Raw genomic sequence first — 22,189 nt, 5'->3', positions numbered from 1 at the left:
CCCCCCCCCCCCCCCCCCCCCCCCCCCCCCCCCCCCCCCCCCCCCCCCCCCCCCCCCCCCCCCCCCCCCCCCCCCCCCCCCCCCCCCCCCCCCCCCCCCCCCCCCCGGGGAGGGAGGCCGGCGGCTCAGCACCCCCGCGGGGGTGGCCGCCGGTCCGGGTCAGCCGTGGTGGTGGTGGCCGCCGCGCCCCCACGACTGGGTGTCCAGCACGTTCCCGCGGTTGTCGCGCAGGGTGGCGGTGTCGCGCTTGTCCCAGATCTGCTGGCGGCGGCCCTGGTAGAGGTCGCGCTGGGTGTTGCGGCCCTGGCCGGTGTGGACCTTGACGCTGGAGCGGCCGTCCAGGCGGAAGTCGCTGAAGCGGTAGCGGTTGCCCTCACGGTCGGTCAGCGTGAAGCCGCGCAGGTTGACGCTGTGGCGGCCGGTGTTCTTGACCTCGACCCACTCCCCGTTCAGGGCGCGGTTGGAGCGGTCGTCGCGGTTGGGGCTGTCGTACTGGACGCCGCCGATGACGACCGCGGAGCGCTGGCCCTTGTGGTCGCGTCCGTGGTCGGCGGCGACGGCCGGCAGGGCCGCCGCGCCGATGAGGGCGCCCGCGGCCACGAGGGAGGCGACCACGCGGCGGGTGGCGAGAGAAGCAGACATGGAGATGACCCCTTCAACAGACAGCCCGGTCCGGTCTCCTGAAAAGCCGGACGGGCTCCGAACGGTTCCCGGCGTCCTGCCGAGGAGCCACACTCTTTCGCCCCCGGCGCGCCAAAAGGTGGACCATTCGGCGCGTGTTGCCAAATGCGGATATATCCATGACTATCCCTTGAAGTCAATAAACATCTAAGCTGCGTTGGCGTACGCTCTTGCCCGTGCCACGTTCCCGCCTGCACCATGTCGCCGTCCTCGTCCTCGAAGGGGCCAAGCCGCTCGACGTCGGCATTCCCGCGCAGGTGTTCTCGACCCGCGCGAGCATGCCGTACGAGGTGAGGGTGTGCGGTGCGGCGCCCGGCCTGGTGACCGGCGGCGACGGACTCTCGTACTACGTCGCGCACGGCCTCGAAGCACTGGCCTGGGCCGACATCGTCTTCGTCCCCGGCTACCGCTTCCCCGACCGCGACGACCCGCCGCGGGCCGTCGTCGACGCGCTGATCGCGGCCCACGCCCGCGGCGCGCGACTCGCCGCCATCTCCACCGGTGCCTTCGCGCTCGCCGCCACCGGACTCCTCGACGGCAAACGCGCCACGACGCACTGGCACTACGCACGGGCCCTGGCGGCGAAACGCCCGCTGGTACGGGTCGACGAGAACGTCCTGTTCGTGGACGAGGGCAGCGTGCTGACCTCGGCCGGCGCCGCCTCGGGCATCGACCTGTGCCTGCACGTCCTGCGGGGCGACCTCGGGGTGGCCGCGTCGAACCACGCCGCCCGGCGCCTGGTAGCGGCGCCCTACCGCAGTGGCGGCCAGGCACAGTACGTGCCCCGCAGCGTGCCCGAGGTGCTCGGCGAGCGGTTCGCCGCCACCCGTGAATGGGCGCTGCACCGGCTCGGCGAGCCCCTCACCCTGGAGATCCTCGCCCGGCACGCCGCCGTGTCGGCGCGCACCTTCTCGCGCCGCTTCGCCGAGGACACCGGGTACACGCCGATGCAGTGGGTCATGCGCGCCCGCGTCGACCTGGCCCGCGAGCTGCTGGAGCGATCGGAGCGCGGCGTCGAGCAGATCGCCGCCGACGTCGGCCTCGGCACCGGATCCAACCTGCGGCTGCACTTCCAGCGGATCCTCGGCACCACGCCGAGCGAGTACCGGCGCACCTTCACCCGGGGCGAATAGCCGCGCGCCGCCACCCTGTGGCGCGATCCTTGCGGACCGTGGCAATCCCGCCGCTGTCACGGCCGCGACCAGCGGGGGAACCTGGTGGCGAACCCGAAAGGACACCCCTCATGACTCGCATCGCCATCAACGGATTCGGCCGCATCGGACGCAACGTGCTGCGCGCGCTGCTCGAACGCGACAGCGACCTCGATGTCGTCGCCGTCAACGACCTCACCGAGCCCGCCACCCTGGCGCGGCTGCTCGCCTACGACACCACCTCGGGCCGGCTCGGCCGCCCGGTGACCGTCGAGGGGAACGTCCTGGTCGTCGACGGCCGTCGCATCACCGTGCTGGCCGAGCGCGAGCCGGCGAACCTGCCGTGGGCGGAGCTCGGCGTCGACATCGTGCTGGAGGCCACCGGTCGCTTCACCTCCGCCAAGGCGGCCCGCGCCCACCTCGACGCTGGTGCGAAGAAGGTGCTGGTCAGCGCGCCGGCGGACGGAGCCGACGTCACGCTCGCCTTCGGTGTGAACACCGACGCGTACGACCCGGACCTGCACACGATCGTCTCGAACGCCTCCTGCACCACCAACGCGCTCGCCCCCCTGGCCGCGGTGCTCGACGACCTCGCGGGCATCGAGCACGGCTTCATGACCACGGTGCACGCCTACACGCAGGAGCAGAACCTCCAGGACGGCCCGCACCGCGACGCCCGCCGCGCCCGCGCCGCCGCCGTCAACATCGTGCCGACCACGACGGGCGCCGCCAAGGCGATCGGCCTCGTCCTGCCGAACCTCGACGGCAAGCTGTCCGGCGACTCGATCCGCGTACCGGTGCCCGTCGGGTCGATCGTCGAGCTCAACACGACCGTCGCCCGCGACGTGACGCGCGAGGAGGTGCTGGAGGCCTACCGCGCCGCGGCCGAGGGCCCGCTCGCCGGCGTGCTGGAGTACTCCGAGGACCCGCTCGTCTCCTCCGACATCACGGGCAACCCGGCCTCGTCGATCTTCGATTCGGAGCTGACCCGCGTCGAGGGCCGCCACGTCAAGGTCGTCGCCTGGTACGACAACGAGTGGGGCTTCTCCAACCGCGTGATCGACACGCTGCAGCTGCTCGCCGCGCGCTGACCCGGGGCCGGTGCACGGGGCGCCCGCGGCGGCGGGCGCCCCGTCCTGCTCCCGGGACGGCCGACAGGCCCTTCCCGGCCGCCCGGACACGGCCTCCACCGGCGGCGACAACGTTCGGTTGTCGAGGCGGCCGGACCGTTGTTGGATCTGCGGGAGCCCGTGCGATGAGCTGTGACCACAGCGGTCCGACGGACCGCGGGACACAGGACACAGCCACCGAACGGAGCTCCCCATGACCGGCACCGACCCCAAGGCCGTCGTCACCCGATACGTCGAAGCGGTGCGCGACGGCGACCTCCCCGCCATCCGCGACAGCTTCGCGCACGACGCCACCTGGACCTACCCCGGCGACCTGCCGATCTCCGGCACCTACGAGGGCCGCACCGCCATCCTGGAGGACTTCCTCGGCTCCGTCGGCCCGCTGATCCGGCCCGGCACCACCGTGATCGAGCTGACCCACGCCTTCGCCGACGGCGACCAGGTCCTCGCCGAATGGACCTCGACGGCGACCACGGTCGACGGCGCGGCCTACGCCAACCGCTGCGCCGGGGTGTTCACGGTCCGCGAGGGCCGGATCGCCGCGGTGCGCGAGTACGCGGACACCCGGCACACCGCGGACGTGCTCTTCCCTGCGCACCGCCGCTGATCCCCCCGGCCACGGCCCGCTAGAAGCCTTCTAGCCGCCGCCCCACTCGTCGGGCGCCCCGCCCAGCCAGCGGATCGGCGGCCACCCCACGGCGGTCTCCAGCCCGGCCGCGCGGAACATCTCGACCACATCGGCGAGGGAGTGCGCCATGCCGAGCGGGCGGTCCTCGCCGTGCACGTGCGCGACCACCGCCCGGCCACCCCCGGGAGCGACCGGATGGACGACGACGTGCAGGCGATCGGGCATGCCCCCAGCGTGCGTGCGCCGCGGCGCTGCGGCACGCCGGGCGCTCCGTACGGGCGACCCACCCGCACCCGCCCGGACGGCCCGCGCTCACGATGGCGGACGCGCCGACGGTCAGACGATGCCGATGACGAACGACGCCCGGTAACCGGCGCCGTCCCGCACCGGGGCCAGCGTCAGCCGGGCGCCCTTGGACGCGAAGCGGTCGTCGCGGGTGTTGGGGTGCGCGGGGGCCTTGCGGCGGGAGTAGGGATCGCCCGCGTACACCGTGTTGAGCAGCTCCTCGGGCAGGAACAGCTGGGAGGAGACCGCGGTGCGGCGCCCGGGGCGGACCTTGAAGTGCACGTGCGGGGCGATGTGCGCGTACCAGCCCGGCACGATGGTGCGGAACGACACGCGGCCGTCCCCGTCGGTGGTCTGGGTGCCGCGCAGATAGGTGGCGCCGCGCTGCGAGTACAGGCCGGAGGCATCGGCGTGCCAGATGTCCACGGCCACCTCCGCCAGCGGGGCGCACCCCTTGGCGGCCCGTACGATCTGCAGGTCCAGCCGCAACGGGACGCCTTGGCGGTCCTCCGTGACGTCGGAGCGGATCTGGCTCTTCGGGGTGTAGTACGGGCCCTCCCCGGTCTCGGCGGCGAGGACGCAGGACGGCGGCGGGCCGGACGGGTTCGGTGTGACGGCCCGTACGTCGGCGGCCCGGCCGGCGGCCGCCTCCGTCGTGCCGTCCCGCCTTGCGGTACACGCCGATGCCAGGCCGGTGAGGGTGGTGGTGCCGGCGGCCAGCAGCAGCGTACGTCGGCGGGTGTCCAGGGGGCGGGGCTCGGGGGTCACGGCGTGCCTTTCGCGGGGGTGGGGGCCATGGGCCCCACCGTGGCGCAGCCGCTCCCGCACCTCTCCCGACACGCCGCCGCACGGCCCCCGCTTACCTCCCCCCGGCCGACGCACCCGACGGCCGCCGGGCCGGTCGGCTCGGTCGCCTACGGGTGGTGGGCCGTGACGACGTAGTAGTCGAGGATCCGCCGCTCGTACGCCTTCAGGAAGTTCCGCGGCCAGGTGCCCGGTGCCCACAGCCGGGACAGCCAGGCGTCCCAGCCGGCCCAGACCCGGTGGCCGATCGACTCGGCCCGCGCCCCCGCGAGCCCGGACGCCGTGAGCGCGTCGGTGAGGGCGGACACCGGGCGGGCGATGTCCAGTCCGTTCGCGTAGGTGTCCAGCAGCAGGGCCAGTTCCTCGTCCCGGGCCGGCGCGTCGTCCGCGGCGAAGAAGCTGGCGACGGCGACCCGTCCGCCCGGACGCAGCACGCGCGCCGTCTCCGCGGCGAAGGCGGCCAGGTCCGGGAAGTGCTGCGCGGCCTCCACGCTGACGACGGCCTCGAACTCGCCGTCCGCGAAGGGCATCCGCTCCGCCGCGCCCCGTACGAATCTCAGCCGTTCCGGTGCTTCGCCGAGGAGGCCCGCGTGCGCCTCCCGGGCCCGGCGCAGCTGGGCGGGGTGGATGTCCATGCCGGTGACCCCGGCGGGGTGGCGCTCGCGCAGGGCCAGCGCACAGCCCATGCCGAGCCCGCAGCCCACTTCGAGGACCCGCAGCCGCTCCATCGGCCCGGCGGCGTCGAGCACCCGTCGGTAGAGGTCCTGCTGGCTGCGGATCCGCTCCGCCTCGCCGAGCGGGGCCGTCAGGTCGATGCCGTTCCAGTAGCCGAAGTTGATGAATCCGCCGGCGAAGACCGGCTCCCCGCTCAGGTCGGCGGGCCCGTAGGTCTCCCGTACCGCGGGCCGCATGACGGGGAAGGACTCCTCGGCCTCGAACGCCACGCCGTGACACCTCCGGGAAAACGCGACCGCCGCCGAACGTACGGACTCGCCCAGTCTGGCACCATCCGTACGCCCGACCGGGGCGCGCCCGGACCTGTGGCCGGTGTCGTACCCCGGACGGCCGGAAACGAGTGGGAGCGGTACCGCAGGTGGTCCGCCGGACCGTCGGGCCCGTCCGCAACGGTGGCGCGAAAGTGATCATCGATCCGGTATCCGGACGTGTGATCCCTATGCTGACGCCATGCTCGACATACCTCTTTCAGCGCTGGAAGTCGCGATGGTCCAGACGGACTCCCGCGCCCTGGACACCCTGCGGGACACCGCCGCCTTCGCTCAGGGAATCGAACAGCTGGGCTACCACCGGATCTGGTACGCCGAGCACCACCATTCGCCCGCGATCGGAGCGTTCCCGCCGGTCGTGCTGATCGCGCACGCCGCCGCCTCGACCTCGGCCGTCCGTCTCGGCTCCGGCGGCGTGCTGGCCCCCAACCACGCCCCCATCATGCTCGCGGAGCAGTTCGCGACGCTGGCGGCCCTGCACGAGGACCGCATCGACCTGGGCATCGGACGCGGCCCCGGGACCTTCGACGAGGGCGTCGCACGGGCACTGCGCCGCGGAGCCGGACCGGTCACCGACGCGGAGTACCGCGACGACGTGGCCGCCACCCTGTCCTTCCTGGTGGGCGAGGTCGCCCTGGGCCCGCTGCCGGAGCCGTGGCTGCTGGCCTCCAGCACGGCGGGCGCCGCCCTCGCCGCAGAGCTCGGTCTGCCGGTGGCCGTGGCGCACCACATCCGGCCGGACAACACCCGCGCGGTCCTGGAGCGTTACCGCGCGGAGTTCACCCCGTCCCGCTGGTGCGAGCGGCCGCGCGTGCTGCTGTGCGTGGAGACCGTGTGCGCCGAGACGGAAGAGGAGGCCGCCTGGCGCGTCGGACCGATGGACGTCGTCAAGGCCGGGCTCCTCAAGGGGGTGAGCGACCGGCCGTTCCCCACCCCGGCGGCCGCGGCCGCGCACCCCTTCACGCGGGAGGAGCGGCAGGCGCTGGCCCACTTCCGGTCACAGCAGGCCGTCGGCACGCCCGAAAACGTCGTACGACGGCTCGCCGGACTGGCGCGGGAGACGGGCGCGGACGAGCTGATGCTCACCACGCCCGTTCACGACCTCGGGGACCGCCTCCGCTCCTACGAGCTGGTCAGGAAGTACGTGGAGGCCACCGCCGCGGCGTAGGCACCGGCGGGCCACCGGCAGTGGCGTTCAGGACGGGCGGGTGGAGGAGAAGGCGGTGACGGTCACCTTGTCGTCGCACTCCGCGAAGATGCCGTCGTCCATGGCGATCTGGTGTGAGCCCGCGGTGGGGACGCCCAGGACGAGCGTGGGGAAGGTGGCGGGCGTGGCGCCGGACGCGCAATAGCCGTCGGCCTCGCCCTGGACGTTGACGAAGGTGAGCTTGGTCCAGGCACGGGCCCCCGGGGCCAGGGACACCGCGGTGGCCGGACCGCTGCGGGTGGTGGCCAGCGGGCGGTTGTGGTCGGGCGAGCCGTTGCCGGCTCCGGCGACCGTCGGGAACCCCTGGACCGTGCAGGGGTGGGCCGAGGTGTTGGTCACCGAGACGATGGCGGCACCCGTTCCCGTACCCGGCGGCCGGACGTCCGCCTGGTGGGCGTCGGAGACCTTGACCTGCCCGATCGTGCAGGCCTTGGTCCCGCCGATGCCGCCGGAGGACGTGACCCCGGCCGGCTTCGGCTCGGCCGGCGCGGGACCCTTGGGCGTCGCGGAGGGCGCCGACGGGGTCGAGGGCGCCGACGCCGATACCGGCGACGACGGCTCGGTGACCGCGCCGTCCCCGCCGGTGGGCGTACATCCCGTCATCAAGGCCGTGACCGCCACCGCCGCCGCCAGCACCGCTGCGGCCCGGCCGACGCCTGCTGTGTAGTGCATGAGCGCTCCCCGAGGTCCACGACCGGTTCCGCACCGGCACGCGTGGCCGGACACGCGACCGGGCCCCGCCCGGTTCTCGGGGGCACGGGGTTGTGGCGGTTCCGTGACGTGAGGCGGACGTGACGTGGCGTGACGTGACCGGGCGACCCCACCATCGTCGTACGGGCCCGCCCGCCGCCGGCCGCCGCGCGGCGGGGGGAGCCCGCGTCCCCCGCCCGGGGCATGATGACGGGGTGAACGTCTCCGCGACGGCCGGCGGCGGAAGCGGTGTCCCGGGTTCCCTCCGCGTGGCTCCCACGCCACGGACCGCCGTCGCCTGGCTCCCTCCTCCCGCGCTGTGGCCCCCGATCCAGGGCATCCGGGCCGAGCACGACCCCCAGATCCGCCGCTGGCCACCGCACGTCAACCTGATCTTCGGCTTCGTCCCGGAGAGCGACTTCGCGGCCGCGGCCCCGCTGCTGGCCGCGGTGGCCGCCGAGCGGGAGCCCTTCGCCGTCCGCCTCGGCGGGGTACGTACGTTCGGGCACCGCGCGTACGCCACGGTGTGGCTGGACCCGGCGGCAGCCGGCCTGGCCCCATGGACGGCGCTCCGGGACGCCCTGGCGGAGCCGTTCCCCCTGTGCCGCGGCCGGTTTCCCCGCTTCACCCCGCACCTGTCACTCGGTCGCACCGGCCGGGACCCGCGCGGGCTGGCCGCGGAGTGCGCCGCACGCCTGGACAGCATGTCGGCGCGGGTCGACCACGTCGTCCTGCTCGCCCGCCGGGGCGACGGGCCGATGCGGCCCCGTGCCACGATCACCCTGGGCACCGGGGCGGTGGACTGGCACCACGCCCCCGGCACCTGACGGCCCGTCGGACCAATCGTCACCGTCGGCGCCCGCGGCATGCCCTGCACCCTATGGCGGAGATCACATGCAACGGGCCGGTGCCCGCGGACACTTCCCACTGTGGACCAGCAACTGTTCGCGGACATTTACGACGCACACGCCCGGGCGGTGTACGCGCATGCCGTCCGCATGACCGCGGATCCCGCCGGGGCCGAGGACATCGTCTCCCTCACCTTCCTGGAGGCCTGGCGGCTCCGGGATTCGCTCGACGAGGTGGTGAACCAGCGCGCATGGCTCTTCGGGATCGCGACGAACGTCATCCGCAACCCCCGCAGGGCGGCCCGCCGGCACCGCGAGGCGATGGGCCGGCTGCCGCCCCCCGCCACGGTGCCCGATGTCGCGGACGCCGTCGTCTCCCGCATCGCCGACGCCACGCACGCGGCCGCCGCCCTGGCCGTACTGCACCGCCTGCGCCGTGCGGACCGCGAAGTGCTCCTGCTGTACGTGTGGTCCGGGCTCGCCCACGAGGAGGTGGCGCGGGCGTGCGGGGTGGCCGTGGGCACCGTGCGTTCGCGCCTCTCCCGGGCCCGCGCCCGCCTGCACAGGCTCACCGAAGCCCACCTCGCCGAGCCCGCGGCCCCGCGGAACGCCCCCGTGCGGCACCCGGCGCCCCCAACCGCCCGGGAAGGAACCCTGTGAACGCCGCCGACCCCGCCGCCGATCACGACCCGCGCCCGCAACCGTCCGAGCGGGGGGAGATCCTCCACCGCCTTCCCGGCCTGTCCGACGCGGATCTCCCCTTCCCCGGGCGCCACCGGCTCAAGGAGCACCTGATGCGCGAAGCGGAACCGACCCCCCGGCGACCGTCCCGTACCCGTCGGCAGGCCACCGTGCTCCTCGCCGCCGGAGCGGCGCTGCGCCGTCGCCCTGGCGGTCACCCTCGGCGGGCGCGGGTCCGGCGGCCCGGGTCCCGTCGCCGCCCCGCCCGAGCCTGCCGCCGTGCGGCTGCTCGACCGCGTGGCGGTCGCCGCCCGGGCCCTGCCGGCCCCGACGCTCCGCGACGATCAGTTCGTCTACACGCGGACCACGGGACACTCCACCGCCCTGACCGAGACCGCGAGCGGGGCGATGGAGGCGTCCCGCACGGACGAGTCCGCCGAGCGCTGGATCTCCGTCGACGGGTCCGCCGACTCGCTCGTGCGCACCGCTCGCGGCACCGCCGTGGAACCCGCGTACGGCAAGGGCACGGGCACTCTCGGCGGCCCCACGTACCGCTTCCTGGAATCGCTGCCGACGGACCCCGGCGAGCTCCTGAAGCTGATCTACGCCGACACCCGCCGCAACCACGGTCCGGGCTCGGGCTCGACCACCGGCCCCGACCAGGAGGCGTTCGTCGCCATGGGCGACCTGCTGCGGACGATGGAAGCCCCGCCCGGTGTGAGCGCCGCCCTCTACCGGGCGGCCGCGCGCATCCCCGGGGTGGTCTTCCTGCCCGAGGTCCGGGACGGGGCCGGACGCTCGGGCGTGGCGGTCGCGCGCGTGCACGACGGCGAACGCACCGAATGGATCTTCGACAAGGACAGCCTGCGGCTGCTCGGCGAACGCACCGTCCTCCTGGAGGACAGTGCCTGGGGGAAGGCGGGGGATACGGTGACGTCGGTGGCCGTCATCGGACGGGGCGTCACGGACCGGGCCGGGCAGGCGCCGCGGCCGTAGCGCCGTAGCGCCGTGGTCCGGGGCGGGCCGGCGCCGAGGCGGCGGGAGCGCGTGACGCCCCCGAGCCGTGCGTCTACCGCGCCCGCATCAACAGATGGCCCCGCCGGAACCGCTCTCCTTCGCACGGCTCCCGCAGCATGCGGCCGACCTCCACGAACCCGGCCTCACGGGCCAGCGCCGCGAGGTCGTCGACCGGCCAGCGGTAGGCCGTCGTCACCTTGTGGTCGAACGCTTCCACCGGGCCGCCCTCGGACTCGAAGAAGGCGACGAGCAGGGCACCCCCCGCCGTCAGTACGCGACGGAACTCGGCGAGGTAGGCGGGGACGTGCCCCGGCGGGGCGTGGATGACCGAGTACCAGGACAGGACGCCGTCGAGCACGCCGTCGGCCAGGTCCAAGGCGTCCATCGAACCGACGTCGAACCGCAGGCCGGGGTACTCCTGGCGGGCGAGCGCGATCAGCGCCGGCGAAAGGTCGATCCCGAACGCGTCGAGCCCCAGGCGCCGCAGATGGTCCGTCACGTGTCCGGGGCCACAGCCCAGTTCGGCGACGGACGCGGAGCCGGATCCGGACCCGGTGGTCCGTGCGAGTTCGGCGAACGCCGCGATGACCGAGCGGTCCAGCGGGAGCCCGTCGAGCGCGTCCCGGGCGAAATCGGTGTAGACGACGGCGAGCGCGTCGTAGGCGTCCGCGGTCGCGCGCAGGTGCGGGGCTGTCTCGGTCACGGGGACACATTAGAGGTCCCGGGACCGGACCCGGGCGGCGCTGCGTCCACTGAAGATTCCACTTCCCGATACGGCGACCCAAATGTACAATTTCATCATATTTATATGAATTTTACCCATCCTTCGCGGGAGTGGCGACGAATCACCGGGGCAACCGGAATCTGCGCTTTGCAGGAGATGAGATTCATGAACGTTCCCACCCGCTTCCGGTATCTGGCCGTCGGCGTGGCCACGACGGGCCTGCTGGCCGGGGGAGTGGCCCTCGGAGCCGCCGGCGCCGCCTCGGCCGCAGCGGCGCCGACGTCGCCCGCCCCCTCCTCGTCCGTCACCTCCGTCCTCACCGACGACCATGACAACAACGGCAACGGCAACTCCGACAACAACGGCAACGCCGACAACAACGGCGAGGGCCGTCACGACGGCAACAACGACGGCAACAACGACGGCAACAGCAACAGCAACAGCAACAGCAACGGCAACAGCAACGGCAACCACGACAACAACCGCGACGGCCGTCAGGACGGCAACCACGATCAAGGAAACCGTCACGACCGCTGCACGTGGGAGCGCGGCCACTGGAGCAAGATCTGGATCAGGGGGCACTACGAGAAGCGGTGGCACGAGGGCAAGTGGCATCCTGGTTACGAGGACCACGACGGCCGATGGCATCCGGGATGGAAGAGCCACGGCTGGTGGGAGAAGCACTGGGTCCCCGGCCATCAGAGCACCCACTGGGTGAAGGGGCACTGGAACTGCCACGACAAGTGGTGACCGGAGCCCGATGCGATCCCGGACCCCACCGCGATCCCGACGGTGCGGCGGCAACCGCTCATTCAGGTACAAGACTTGACGGTAGCCAGCCCGCGAGTAGACCCGCAGCGCACCGTACGGCCGACCCCGGGGGGTACGGCGGACCGCCCCACCCCCCGGGGCCATGAGGGCTACGGCCGACCGGCCGTCGGCGCCTTGAGGATCCCGGAACCGGGGGTCACCGCCCGACGGTGTTCATCAGTACGATCGCGGCGATGTCCGCGAGGATGACGGCGACGACGCCGATGATCGTGGCCCAGGCCCTCTGCGAGTCGTCCAGCTGCATGCGGTGCCTCCTGAGGTCCTGAGGGGATCGTGCCCTCCCGCTCCGTGCCGGGCCCCGCGGGCAGCCGCGCAGGCCCGCCCTCCGGCCATGATGACCCCGTACCGCGCCCACCGCAGCCCGGGCGCGCGGCCGGCCCGCCGGGCGCCACCACCGGCGGTTCCTCCCGCCGGGAGGGCCAGGCCCCTGGGACAGGACCGTGACAGAGGCGTGGCGAACCGTGATCATCCGGAGGGTTAGGGTCACCGAGCCGATCGCCGCGGGAGAGCGGCAGGCCACCACGTCATCAACCTCGGGGGATCCACATCGTGTTGACCAACCGCCTGTTCCGTACCGCCGTGCCGATCGCCCTGGGCGCCCTCGCCCTCACCGGCTGCGGCCCGGACGACGGCGGGGGCCCGGCAGCCGCGTCGAAGGGGACCTTCGCCGCACCGCTCGCCCTCAACACCGCGGCGGACGTCACCGAGACGCACTTCCCCGACAACCAGAAGACCCAGCTGGGCGTCACCCCGGTGTCGGTCGTCAAGGGCGACAAGGCCGCGGTGGAGACACTCGGTGTCGGACTGCTGACCGGCAAGACCCCCTACTACGTCACCACCACCTACACCCACAAGGGCGGTGAGGTGGACACCGGGAGCTTCAACTTCAAGCTGCTGCTGCACGGCACCGACCCGAAGCGCGCCTACACCTTCGCCCCGTCGTGGGGGGCCAAGTTCGAGCCCTGCCAGGAGGCTTCCGACGCCGACCTGCGCCTGGGCACGGGCAAGTCCGTCACCACCTGCGAGATCTACCTGGTCCCGGAGGACGTGCAGCCCGCGTTCGTCGGCTTCCAGGGCGAGCGCGACGCCGGCAAGCCGAGTGACGAGACCGGCACCGCGCCTGAGGTCGTCTGGAAGACGGGCTGACAGCCCCCGCTCCGCCGTGCCCGCCGCAGCGGACGGGTCTACGGTGGACGGGTGCGCTACCGCTTCGCAGCCGTGGCACTCACGGTCGCGATCTGCGCGACCACGCCGTCCTGCGGCGTACCGGAGGCGGCCGCCCCGGGGCTGCGGGCAGTGCCCGATGACCCGGTGGCAGCCCTCTCCGCAGGCGTCTCGGCCGTTCCCGCCGGGAAACTGGGCGCCAGCTACCGGCCCGGCTGCCCCGTACCCCCGGACCGCCTCCGGCTCGTCCGGATGAACCACTGGGGCTTCGACGGCAAGGTCCACCGGGGCGAGCTGATCGTCCACCGCGACGCCGTCGGCCCCCTGCTCCGCGTGTTCGCCCAGGCCTTCGAGGACCGCTTCCCGATCCGGCGGATGCGCGTCACCGCCGAATACGGCGGCAGCGACGAGCGGGCCATGGCCGCGGACAACACCTCCGCCTTCAACTGCCGACGGGTCACCGGCGACCCGGCCCGGCTCTCACGGCACGCCTGGGGCGACGCCGTCGACATCAACCCCGTCGAGAACCCGTACGTCGACCGCTACGGCACGAGCCACCCGCCGAACGGGCGGCCCCACCTCGACCGCGACCGGGCGGCCCCCGGCGTGATCCGCCCGGACGACGCCGTCACCAGGGCCTTCGAGGCGGTGGGCTGGTCCTGGGGCGCCCGCTGGTCCGAGCCGGACTACCAGCACTTCTCCGCGAACGGCGGCTGAGGACCGGCCGGGGCCGGAGGCGGGTCTCAGCGGCACAGGGCCGTGTCGACCACGTCCTCGACGTGTTCCATGGCCGCCTTGTCGGTCGGCTGGATGGTCACCGCGATGTCGACGGCCGCCCGGCCGTCCTCCCTGACCCCGCCCCGGGTCTCGTACCCCGGGAAGCTGCCGCCGTGGCCCCAGTAGACCCCGCCGCACGACAGCGGCCTGCTGACGAGCCCCAGTCCGTAGCGCGCGCCGTGGCCGAGGTACTCGGCGGGAACGGTGGTCCGCATCTGGGCGAGCTCGGCGTCCGGGAGGAGGCGGCCCGACAGCAGGGCCGCGTAGAAGCGGTTGAGGTCGGAATTGGTGGAGATCATCTGACCCGCCGCCCAGGCCCAGGAGGGGTCCATCTCCGTGACGTCGCGCAGCGGCGCCCCCGGCGATTCGCGGTGGTAGCCCTGCGGATGCGGTTCGCGGATGCCCGTCTCGCCGGGGGAGGGGAAGTAGGTGTGGCGCAGCCCGGCGCGCCGGATGACGCGCCGCTCCAGTTCCTCGGCGAGGGGGTGTTCGGTGACCTTCTCGACGATCATGCCGGCCAGCACGTAGTTGGTGTTGCTGTACGCCCACTTCTTCCCGGGATCGAAGGCGGCCTTGTGCCGCAGGGCGAAGCCGAGGAGCTCACGGGGCTCGTAGGGCCGGGGCTGGAGATCGTCGTCGAGGTAGTCCGGCAGTCCACTCGTGTGCTGCAGGAGGTGACGGACCGTGATGCGGCTGCCGTCGATGCCCTCGCCGCGGACCAGGCCCGGCAGATAGGTGTCGACCGGGGTGTCGAGGCCGATCTTCCCCTCGCCGACCAGCTGCAGCACGACCACCGCCGTGAACGCCTTGGTGTTGCTGCCGATCCGCACCTGTCCGTTCCTGGGCACCGCCGCGCCGGTCGCCAGGTCGCCCACCCCCGCCGTGTACGTACGGGTGTGCCCCTCGCGGTCCTCGACGCTCGCCAGTACACCGGGCATGCCGTCGGAGCGCACCAGCGCGGTCAGGCCCTGTTGGACGCTGTCGGGCCGGGCGGCGGCGAAGGCCGCGGGCTGGGCCAGGGCCCCCGCCGCCAGAACGCCGACGGCCACCGCGGCCAGGAGCGGGAAGGTCGCCGACCGGCCGCTCCGTCGCCCGCCGCAGCGGTATTCCTGCCCTGACTGTTCACGCACGGCTCAACTCCTGTGCAATCGTCCGGAAACCGGCAAACGCGCCGGGACCAGCATGTCCGTGCGCGATGCCCCCGGACGATGCGGCTACCGCCCGGGAGCGGGGTGGGGCTACCCCCCGGTGGCCCGCCCGAGGGCGTCCGGTACGCCGAGACCCCGCCCGGGCCGTGGGGTCACGGCTGGGACGGGGTCTCGGACGACCGGTCCGGCGCGGACGGGTCAGGTCCGGGCCGGCTGCGCGGAGGGCCCCTGCGCCGGCTGCGGCTGCGGCTTCGGCTCCGGACGCGGACGCGGGTGGACCGCCTCCTGCGGCAGCCTGGGCTCCAGGCGAAGGACACCCAGGGCCGAGACGGTCGCACCCGCCGCGAGCACCACCCACATCGCCGTCGGCGACAGGGTGAGCAGGGCCGTCAGCACGGCCGGCGCCAAGGCACTCGGCACCGCCCACGAGAGCTGGTAGACCGCGAGGTGACGGCCCCGGGTCTCCTCCGGAGCGGCCTGCGCGCACAACGCCGACGCCGTGGCGCCGTGCATCAGCTCGCCCGCCGTGAACAGGGCCGTCGCCACGAACACCCCGACCAGGACCACCGACTTGTCGCCCACCCCGGCGAGCGCCGCGAACACGACGAACGACGCGGCGAACACCGCCGCGCCCAGCGCCACCGCACGGGTGCGGCGGAACGCGACGAGCGCCCGGGTGACCGGGATCTGCAGGAGCGCGATCCCGACCGTGTTGACCGCGTACAGGACGCCCACCAGCGAGGTCGAAGCCCCCAGGTCCTGGGTGACGTACGCGGGGATGCCGACGGCCAGCACCGTGTAGCCGAACGCCGTCGGCACGTTGAGCAGGGTCAGGGCGAGGAAGGGCCGGTTGCGGGCCACGAGCCGGTAGCCGCCCTTGCGGGAGACCCTGGGTGCCGCGGAGTCCGCTGCCGTCCTGGGAATCGGGATGGAGCCGAAGCACACGGCGGCCAGCACGTAACCCGCGGCCGTGCAGAACACGATCACGTAGTAGAACGCGTCGCTGCCCAGGGCGAGGACCGCACCCGCGATCAGACCGCCCACACCCAGACCGGCGTTGCGCAGACTGCGCTGCGCGGCGAGCAGCTTGTCCCGCTCCGTGCCCCGGACGAACTCGGCGATGAAGGACTGGATCGCCGGCGGGTACGAGGTGTCGCCGAGCGCGACCAGGAGGATCACGGCGAACATGCTGACGCCGTTGTCCACCAGCGGGTACGTACAGAACCCGGCCGCCCGCAGCAGGTATCCGCCGGTGACCACGGCCCGGGCCCCGAACCGGTCGATGAGGACGCCCGCCGCCGGATTGCTGACCAGACCGATCACGGCGGCGGCGGTCATCAGGGTGCCGACCTGGGTGAGCGGCAGCCCGGTGACGTGGTGGAAGTACAGCAGGGACAGGGGCAGGTACATGCCGGCTCCGGTGGCGTCGACCACCATGCCCAGCATGTAGCGCGTCTTCGCCGACAGGCGGGTTCCGGTCATGGCGCGTCCCCGATCTCGCTGTGCTCCCGCACCCACACCCCGAGCTCACGCAGACGGCGCTCGCACTCCGTGCGGTCCGGCGCGGTGCCCACCGCGGCGGCGAGGAAGTCGGAGGAGCCCGAAGCCGGCGCGATGACCTGGCCCTCCTCGGCGTACAGCCAGAACCCGGCGAGCCACGGCTCCTGCGGCAGCGTCGGCAGCGAGCGCACCAGACCCGGCTGCTTCATCAGGAGCATCTGACCCGCCATGCACCGTGGCGCGGGCAGCTCACCGGACTCCGCACGCTGGCGTACGGCCGCGTGGAGCTCGTGGCCGGCGTCGGCGCGCACCGCGTACTCGCCGAGGTGCACGTCGAACAGCGTCCCGAAGACCTCGCGGATCTTCGCACCGCCGGGCCGGCAGGCGATCTCGCACAGCACCAGCCGGTCGTCCGGGGTGTGGAAGACCTCCATGTGGAAGGCGTAGTCGCGCAGCCGGGAACCCTCGGGGGCGAGCGCGGCCAGGACCTGCTCGGAGAGGTCGAGCAGGCGCGGGGTGATCGGGTCGTCCGGGTCGAGGGTGAGGTCGATGCGCGGACCGGCGTCGGAGGCGAAGGAGGACAGGTCGTACTGGTACTGCGACGGCCAGGCCATCGCCACCCGCCCGTCCGCCACCAGACCGTCCACGTGGCACATACGGCCCGGGACGTAGTCCTCCAGCAGGACGTCGTCCCGCTCGCCCGCGCCGTACACCTCCGCCAGGCACTCCTCGAAGGACGCCTCGTCCTGAAGGATGCGCAGGCCGATCGCGTTGAAGCCCTGACGCTCCTTGAACACGACCGGGAAGCCCTCGGCCGCCGCGAACGTCCGCGCATCCTCGGCGGTGCGCGGCTGCAGCCAGGCCGCGACCTCGATGCCCGCCGCCTGTGCGCGCGTCTTCATCAGTGCCTTGTCGCGGAACGGCAGTACGTCGCCGTACCAGGCACCCGGCAGCCCGAACCGCTCGCGCAGCCGTGCGGCCCGCAGCATGTCCGCCTCGTGCAGCGCCGTCACCCCGGTGATCTCGTGCGCGGCGGCCAGTTCGAGCGCGCGGGCGTCGACCTCGTCCGCGTCGAAGTCGTCGAAGATCTCCAGCCGGGTGTAGCCGAGGTCGCCGTCGGGCACCTTCTCACCGGCGAGTTCGATCTTCTCGCGGGAGCCGAGGACGACGATGTCGCCGGTGTGCTCCGGCAGCCAGGACCGGAACGGGAACGGCTCCAGCGGATTGCGGTGCAGGATCAGCAGGTTCTCGCGCCGCTTGACCTCGGCCGGCCGCGCGAGGACGGTCTCCCCGTCCGGCTGCGCGAGGGTGATGCGGATGTGCTCCCGTATCACCTCGGCGCCGCGCCGTATCGCCGCAGTGGTGTCCCCGGCGGAGACGGCGATCAGGCCGAGCCGGTCCCAGTTGTCCTTCAGCGGCCGTACGTCGTCGCCGGGCCGGGCACTGACGCGGACGTCGATGACGCCCTGCGCGGCACGCGCCTCCTCGACCCCGGCGACGGACTCCACACGGGTGCCCGGCGTGCCGACCAGGGTGCGCACGGCGGCGCCGCCGCGGGCCGCGGGGCGGTCGGGCAGTTCCTCGGCCAGGCCGAAGGGGTGGGCGAGCGCGAGCGTGCTCAGGTCGATGCCGAAGGCGCTCTGCACCAGCTCGGGGATGGCGTCACCGGCGATCCGGTTGTGGCCCTCGATCACGCGCGGGCCCTTGGCGGTGAGGCGCACCTCGGTGTGGCAGACCCCGTCGCGCATGCCCATCACGTCCAGGAAGCCGCGCACCGCGTCGCGCGCGGCGTCCTCGTCGGCCGCGGACAGCCGGGCCGGGACGGCGTGGCCGAGCTCGGCGAAGTGGCCGTCCGAGGTGAACTTCTCCGTGATCGTGACGATCACGTGGCGGCCCGCGAAGCTGAACGACTCGACGCTGAACTCCGGTCCGTCCAGGAACTCCTCCATCAGGAAGTCCTGCAGGACGAACAGCGAGGAGACGCGGTCGGTCCGGGTGCCGGAGAGCCGGACCACCTCGTCCCAGACCCGGTCGGCGTCCTCGGGTCCCCCGACCCGCTGCACACCGATGCTCGCGGTCGCGTCGACGGGCTTGACGATGAAGGGGAAGCCGTACTCGGCCCCGAAGGCGTCCAGGTCCTCGCGGGCACGCAGGGAGCGGGCGCCGACGGCGTGCGCGGGGTCGTGCTCGGCCACGTACCGCCGCATGGCGGCCTTGTCGCGGATCCGGGCGGTCACCTCGTAGCCGGTTCCTCCGAGGCCGTACAGGTCGTTGATCCGACCCGCGTTCTCCAGTCCGGGCTCGGTCAGGGAGAGGGCCACGGCGAAGCCGGGACCCTCGTGCCAGGCCCGTACCAGGGGCTCGACCAGCGACCAGTCCGTGAAGTCCACGACCTCGACGGCGGCGGCGAGCGCGTTCTGCTCCTCGCTGACCTTGGTGGGGTGTTGGAGCAACAGCACGCTCAGCCCCAGGTCGTGGGCCTTCCGCACGGTCTCGTCGGTCCCACCGACGAGCACCAGGGTGCGCTCGGGGTTCATTCGCTCTCATCTCCCCCTGCGTCAGCAGGGCATCTGGCTCGTACGGACTTCGTGGACGGGAAGGATCCGGGGCGTACGGGATGTGCCGTCGGTCTTCGAAAGGTAACCAGGCGCGCTCGCGCGCGACTTGCACCCGCCTGGGCCGGAGCTCGCGCGGCGATCAGGCATCGTTCGGGCCCGACCGGGGGGTCCCTCGATCACGGCTAGGGGCAGGCTCGCACCGGAGTGGGGCCGGGGCGCGACGGGCGGGCGGGGCGGCCGACGGGCGCCCGTGGTGAGGAACGGCCCCGGGAAGGAGCCCGCAGCCCGGATCCGCGTGTCGCGCGTCACACGTGGCGCCTTTGGGCCCCGGGACCACCCCGCGTCCACGATGGGGCCATGGAGATAGGCATCGCACTGCCCCAGTACGGCACCCACGCGCAGCCCGCCCGGATCGCCGGCTTCGCGCGCGACGCGGAGGACGCGGGCTTCGACTCGCTCTGGGTGGGGGACCGGTCGCTGACCCCGGTCGAGCCCAGCGACCTCTATCCGGGCCACACGCCGAGCAACCCGTACCCGCCCGAGTACCGCACCTTCCTCGACCCGCTCACGGTCCTGACCGTCGCCGCCACCGCGACCACCCGGGCCCGGCTCGGCACGAGCACCCTCAACGCCCCCTGGTACCCGCCCCTGCTGCTGGCCCGCACCCTCACCTCGCTGGACCTGGTGTCCGGCGGCCGACTGGACGTCGGATTCGGCATCGGGTGGCTGCGCGACGAATACACCGCGGTCAACGCCGACTTCGGCCGGCGCGGGGAACGCCTCGACGAGATCCTCGACATCGTCGAGGGCATCTGGACGCGGGAGGAGTTCGGGCACGAGGGCCCGCACTGGCGCGTCCCGCGCGCCCACGTGGGCCTGCGGCCGGCGCAACGGCCCCACCCTCCGGTCTACTTGGGCGGCTTTTCGCCCGCGGCGATGCGCCGGGTCGGACGCCGGGCCGACGGCTGGGTCGGAGCCGTCCTGCCGCCCGAGCGCCTGGCCGCGCTCTGGGACACCGCCCGGCGGGCCGCGGAGGAGGCCGGCCGCGACCCCGGCCTGCTGCGCCGCAGCATCCGCTTCAACCCCGGGCCGGGTGCGTCGTACGAGGAGGTCGCGGTGGTCCTCGCGGGGGTCAGGGACACCGGTGCCGACGGCTGCTTCGTCGACTACCAGCAGTGTGTGCGCGAACCGGACGAGGCGCTGGAACTGGGCATCAAGGTCCTGGAGCTCGTACGGGCCGGATAGCAGTCCGCCACCCCCGTGTCCCCACACCCCGGCCCCCATCCCGGCACCCCGTTCCCGGAGCCCGGAACCCCTCGGGAGAGGATGGCCGGCAGCACGAGGACGAGGGGGAGCGGGGGACGTGGGCGACGACAGGCTGCGGGATCGCGAGGGCTACGAGGCACTGCTGGCCTCCATGGGGCTGGAGCCCCTGGGGACCTGGTGGCTCCCGGGCGTACGGAAGGCCGCCACGGCGCGACGGCTCCTCGCCGTGGCGGCGGCGGACGGCGAACCCGCCGCCGGCCCGGCCGAAGCGGCCGCACTCCTCCTCGGCGGCGGCCGCGAGTTCCTGCTCGCGTTCGAGGGCCCCCGGGCCCCGCGGGGCTGCATGGGCAATGCGTGGCGCCGGGTCCGGATCAGCGCCGCCGATCCCGTCACGGCCCTCGCAGGCATCCTCACCGGTGCGGATCCCGATCCACGGGGACTGCTCCTCGCCACGACGGACGGTGAAACCGTCGCACGGGCGACCGGCGGTTCCGCCGCCCCACGGCCGCTGGTCCTGACCGGGGTGGGCGCGCGGATCGACGCGGCGGCCGAGGCAGGGGCCCGGCAGGACGCCGAGGACGCCGCGGCGGCCTGGGACGCGTTCCTGGCGGGCCCCGACCCCTCCCCGGCCCTCCTGGGAGCCTGGGCCGAGGGCCTCTCCTCCAACCCGAGCACCCCCGGACACCTCCTCCGGGAGCTGCTGCTCCCCTTCCCCGAGCTGTGGTGGCGGCTGCCGCCCGACGCGTTCGTGGAGACGGCCCTGGCGCAGGCCGATCCGAAGGCCGTGCTCCGGGGCCTGGAGCTGGGGGTACGGCTGACCCCCGCCCACTGGGCCCGGATCATCCACGAGGCCGCGACCGAACGCGAACGGTGGATGCTCACGATGCTCGCCGTCGACGGGCGGGTCGCCCTGGAGGAAGGGACCTGCGTCCTGCTGGCGGCCGATCCCTCCACCCGCGTCCGGGCCGAAGCCGCCGGCCTGACCGGACTCCCCGAGCACCAGGCCGCGCTGCTGGCCGAGGACCCCGACGCCGGGGTCCGGGCGACGGTCTGCCGGACCTCCTGGCCCGTACTGTCGGCCGACCGCCGCCGGGCCCTGCTCGCCGACGGGTCGGCCGCGGTACGGAACGCGGCGCTGCTGCGCCACAACGAGGACAGGCCGCTCTCCCGCGAGGCCTTCCTGCGCGAGGAGCCGGGCGAGCGGGCCGTCGAGACCTGCCGCCTCGGCCCGGACCTGGTCGAGCACCTTCTCGCCACCGGCGACGCGTCCCTGCGTACGGCACTCGCGGCCAATCCCCGCCTCGATCCCGAGAGCGTGGCCCGGCTGGCCGGGGACCCGGACGACCGCGTCCGCCACGCGGTCGCCCTCCGCGCGGACATCACCGAGGAACAGCGGGCCGCGATCCGCGTGGACGTCGATCCCTCCCGGAGGTCCCACACCCTGCGGTGGGTCGCGGACCGCCACGAGGACCCGGAGGCCATGCGCGTGCTCGCCGCCTCCTCGCACCTCCTGGTGCGCCGGAGCGTGGCCCGCGCCCGGCGCCTCCCGCCGGACGTGGTCCAACGGCTGGCCTGGGACACCGACCGGGTGGTGCAGCTGTTCCTCGCCGAGTCCTGCGAGGACGCCCCCGCCGAGATGCTGCTGCGGGTGTGGACCTGGTGGACCGGCAGCCTGTCGTCCCCCGGGCGCCCCCGTACGCACCCCAACTTCCCCCGCGAAGGCCTGCTGAGGTTCGCCGACGACCCGCACGGACGGATGCGCCGGCTCGCCCTGGACGATCCGCAGTCGCCCCCGGAGCTCGTCTCCCGCTTCGCCGGGGACCGCGATCCGGAGGTGCGGTACCGGGCGGCCGAGGACCCGCGCCTGCCCGTCGCCGACGCGATCCGCCTGGCCGAAGACCCGGTCGACTCCGTACGCGCGGCCGTCCTGCGGCACGGCCCCCTCCCCGCGGCCGTGCTGGCGGCGAGCCTGCGGGACCGGGAGACGGTGGGTGACGCCGCCCGCAACCCGGGCATCCCGCCCCACGTGGTCCGCGCCATGGCGGCCCGCTGCGCCACCTTCACCGCACCGGTGAAGGGAGCCTGACGGCGCCCC

General features: G+C 73.7%; 21 protein-coding genes. 12 read left to right on the top strand and 9 right to left on the bottom strand.

Annotation, left to right across the window (positions count from 1 at the left end):
- Window positions 1-159: 159 nt before the first annotated feature.
- A complete protein-coding gene (locus ACEPPI_RS24600) occupies window positions 160-642 on the bottom strand; it encodes a lamin tail domain-containing protein (RefSeq protein ID WP_373917425.1) in 483 nt (160 codons plus the stop codon).
- Window positions 643-857: 215 nt separating this feature from the next.
- On the opposite strand from ACEPPI_RS24600, the gene ACEPPI_RS24595 reads away from it, so the two are divergent.
- The 3 genes from ACEPPI_RS24595 (at window position 858) to ACEPPI_RS24585 (ending at window position 3,569) form a co-directional block, all read left to right on the top strand.
- Window positions 858-1,814, top strand: a complete 957-nt coding sequence (locus tag ACEPPI_RS24595) for a GlxA family transcriptional regulator (protein ID WP_371680608.1) — start codon at window positions 858-860, stop codon at window positions 1,812-1,814.
- A 110-nt stretch (window positions 1,815-1,924) separates the two neighbouring features.
- Entirely contained in the window at window positions 1,925-2,923 is a 999-nt protein-coding gene (gene gap, locus ACEPPI_RS24590; RefSeq protein WP_373917424.1) for a type I glyceraldehyde-3-phosphate dehydrogenase, read from the top strand.
- Between the two features lie 232 nt (window positions 2,924-3,155).
- Entirely contained in the window at window positions 3,156-3,569 is a 414-nt protein-coding gene (locus ACEPPI_RS24585) for a nuclear transport factor 2 family protein (RefSeq protein ID WP_356223825.1), read from the top strand.
- 30 nt (window positions 3,570-3,599) lie between these two features.
- Here ACEPPI_RS24585 and ACEPPI_RS24580 read toward each other — a convergent pair whose 3' ends face one another.
- From ACEPPI_RS24580 to ACEPPI_RS24570, 3 genes are all read right to left on the bottom strand, one after another.
- On the bottom strand, window positions 3,600-3,815 hold the full coding sequence (locus ACEPPI_RS24580) for a hypothetical protein (protein WP_373917423.1): 216 nt from the start codon (window positions 3,813-3,815) through the stop codon (window positions 3,600-3,602).
- 111 nt (window positions 3,816-3,926) lie between these two features.
- Window positions 3,927-4,643, bottom strand: a complete 717-nt coding sequence (locus tag ACEPPI_RS24575) for an intradiol ring-cleavage dioxygenase (protein ID WP_373917422.1) — start codon at window positions 4,641-4,643, stop codon at window positions 3,927-3,929.
- A 146-nt stretch (window positions 4,644-4,789) separates the two neighbouring features.
- Window positions 4,790-5,623, bottom strand: a complete 834-nt coding sequence (locus ACEPPI_RS24570) for a class I SAM-dependent methyltransferase (RefSeq protein ID WP_373917421.1) — start codon at window positions 5,621-5,623, stop codon at window positions 4,790-4,792.
- A gap of 241 nt (window positions 5,624-5,864) precedes the next feature.
- On the opposite strand from ACEPPI_RS24570, the gene ACEPPI_RS24565 reads away from it, so the two are divergent.
- Window positions 5,865-6,851 (top strand): MsnO8 family LLM class oxidoreductase, encoded by a 987-nt coding sequence (locus ACEPPI_RS24565; protein ID WP_373917420.1) that lies wholly within the window; start codon window positions 5,865-5,867, stop codon window positions 6,849-6,851.
- A 27-nt stretch (window positions 6,852-6,878) separates the two neighbouring features.
- Here the strand turns inward: ACEPPI_RS24565 and ACEPPI_RS24560 are convergent, their stop codons facing one another.
- Entirely contained in the window at window positions 6,879-7,562 is a 684-nt protein-coding gene (locus tag ACEPPI_RS24560; RefSeq protein WP_373917419.1) for a DUF4232 domain-containing protein, read from the bottom strand.
- 287 nt (window positions 7,563-7,849) lie between these two features.
- Between ACEPPI_RS24560 and ACEPPI_RS24555 the strand changes: the two genes are divergently transcribed.
- From ACEPPI_RS24555 to ACEPPI_RS24545, 3 genes are all read left to right on the top strand, one after another.
- Entirely contained in the window at window positions 7,850-8,407 is a 558-nt protein-coding gene (locus ACEPPI_RS24555) for a 2'-5' RNA ligase family protein (protein ID WP_373917418.1), read from the top strand.
- A gap of 102 nt (window positions 8,408-8,509) precedes the next feature.
- Window positions 8,510-9,088 (top strand): RNA polymerase sigma factor, encoded by a 579-nt coding sequence (locus ACEPPI_RS24550; RefSeq protein ID WP_373917417.1) that lies wholly within the window; start codon window positions 8,510-8,512, stop codon window positions 9,086-9,088.
- 228 nt (window positions 9,089-9,316) lie between these two features.
- Window positions 9,317-10,105: a CU044_5270 family protein gene (locus tag ACEPPI_RS24545; RefSeq protein ID WP_373917430.1), complete on the top strand. Its 789-nt coding sequence runs from the start codon at window positions 9,317-9,319 to the stop codon at window positions 10,103-10,105.
- A 73-nt stretch (window positions 10,106-10,178) separates the two neighbouring features.
- Here ACEPPI_RS24545 and ACEPPI_RS24540 read toward each other — a convergent pair whose 3' ends face one another.
- A complete protein-coding gene (locus tag ACEPPI_RS24540; RefSeq protein WP_373917416.1) occupies window positions 10,179-10,829 on the bottom strand; it encodes a class I SAM-dependent methyltransferase in 651 nt (216 codons plus the stop codon).
- A 186-nt stretch (window positions 10,830-11,015) separates the two neighbouring features.
- Between ACEPPI_RS24540 and ACEPPI_RS24535 the strand changes: the two genes are divergently transcribed.
- The 3 genes from ACEPPI_RS24535 (at window position 11,016) to ACEPPI_RS24525 (ending at window position 13,562) form a co-directional block, all read left to right on the top strand.
- The gene (locus tag ACEPPI_RS24535; protein ID WP_373917415.1) at window positions 11,016-11,600 is read left to right on the top strand and encodes a hypothetical protein; all 585 of its coding nucleotides are present in this window, start codon (window positions 11,016-11,018) and stop codon (window positions 11,598-11,600) included.
- A gap of 630 nt (window positions 11,601-12,230) precedes the next feature.
- Window positions 12,231-12,827, top strand: coding sequence for a hypothetical protein (locus ACEPPI_RS24530; RefSeq protein WP_373917413.1), 597 nt, complete (start codon window positions 12,231-12,233; stop codon window positions 12,825-12,827).
- 51 nt (window positions 12,828-12,878) lie between these two features.
- Window positions 12,879-13,562, top strand: a complete 684-nt coding sequence (locus ACEPPI_RS24525) for a M15 family metallopeptidase (RefSeq protein ID WP_373917412.1) — start codon at window positions 12,879-12,881, stop codon at window positions 13,560-13,562.
- A 26-nt stretch (window positions 13,563-13,588) separates the two neighbouring features.
- On the opposite strand, the gene ACEPPI_RS24520 is transcribed toward ACEPPI_RS24525, so the two are convergent.
- The 3 genes from ACEPPI_RS24520 to ACEPPI_RS24510 all read right to left on the bottom strand — a co-directional run bounded on the left by ACEPPI_RS24520 (window position 13,589) and on the right by ACEPPI_RS24510 (window position 18,807).
- Window positions 13,589-14,752: a serine hydrolase domain-containing protein gene (locus ACEPPI_RS24520; protein ID WP_373917411.1), complete on the bottom strand. Its 1,164-nt coding sequence runs from the start codon at window positions 14,750-14,752 to the stop codon at window positions 13,589-13,591.
- Between the two features lie 216 nt (window positions 14,753-14,968).
- Entirely contained in the window at window positions 14,969-16,252 is a 1,284-nt protein-coding gene (locus ACEPPI_RS24515) for an MDR family MFS transporter (RefSeq protein WP_373917410.1), read from the bottom strand.
- Window positions 16,249-18,807 (bottom strand): ATP-grasp domain-containing protein, encoded by a 2,559-nt coding sequence (locus ACEPPI_RS24510; RefSeq protein ID WP_373917409.1) that lies wholly within the window; start codon window positions 18,805-18,807, stop codon window positions 16,249-16,251. The genes ACEPPI_RS24515 and ACEPPI_RS24510 overlap by 4 nt, the downstream gene beginning before the upstream one ends.
- A gap of 378 nt (window positions 18,808-19,185) precedes the next feature.
- Here ACEPPI_RS24510 and ACEPPI_RS24505 point away from each other — a divergent pair, with 378 nt between their 5' ends.
- Window positions 19,186-20,073 carry a TIGR03619 family F420-dependent LLM class oxidoreductase gene (locus ACEPPI_RS24505; protein ID WP_373917408.1) on the top strand — a complete coding sequence of 296 codons (888 nt, stop codon included), beginning with the start codon at window positions 19,186-19,188 and terminating at the stop codon, window positions 20,071-20,073.
- Between the two features lie 118 nt (window positions 20,074-20,191).
- Complete coding sequence (locus tag ACEPPI_RS24500) at window positions 20,192-22,180, top strand: PE-PGRS family protein (protein WP_373917407.1); 1,989 nt, start codon at window positions 20,192-20,194, stop codon at window positions 22,178-22,180.
- Window positions 22,181-22,189: the final 9 nt, after the last annotated feature.

The organism is Streptomyces sp. AB3(2024) (genome assembly GCF_041862025.1).
GTDB lineage: Bacteria > Actinomycetota > Actinomycetes > Streptomycetales > Streptomycetaceae > Streptomyces.
Note: the sequence above shows the minus strand (reverse complement) of the source record. Positions and strands in the feature narration are given on the sequence as shown.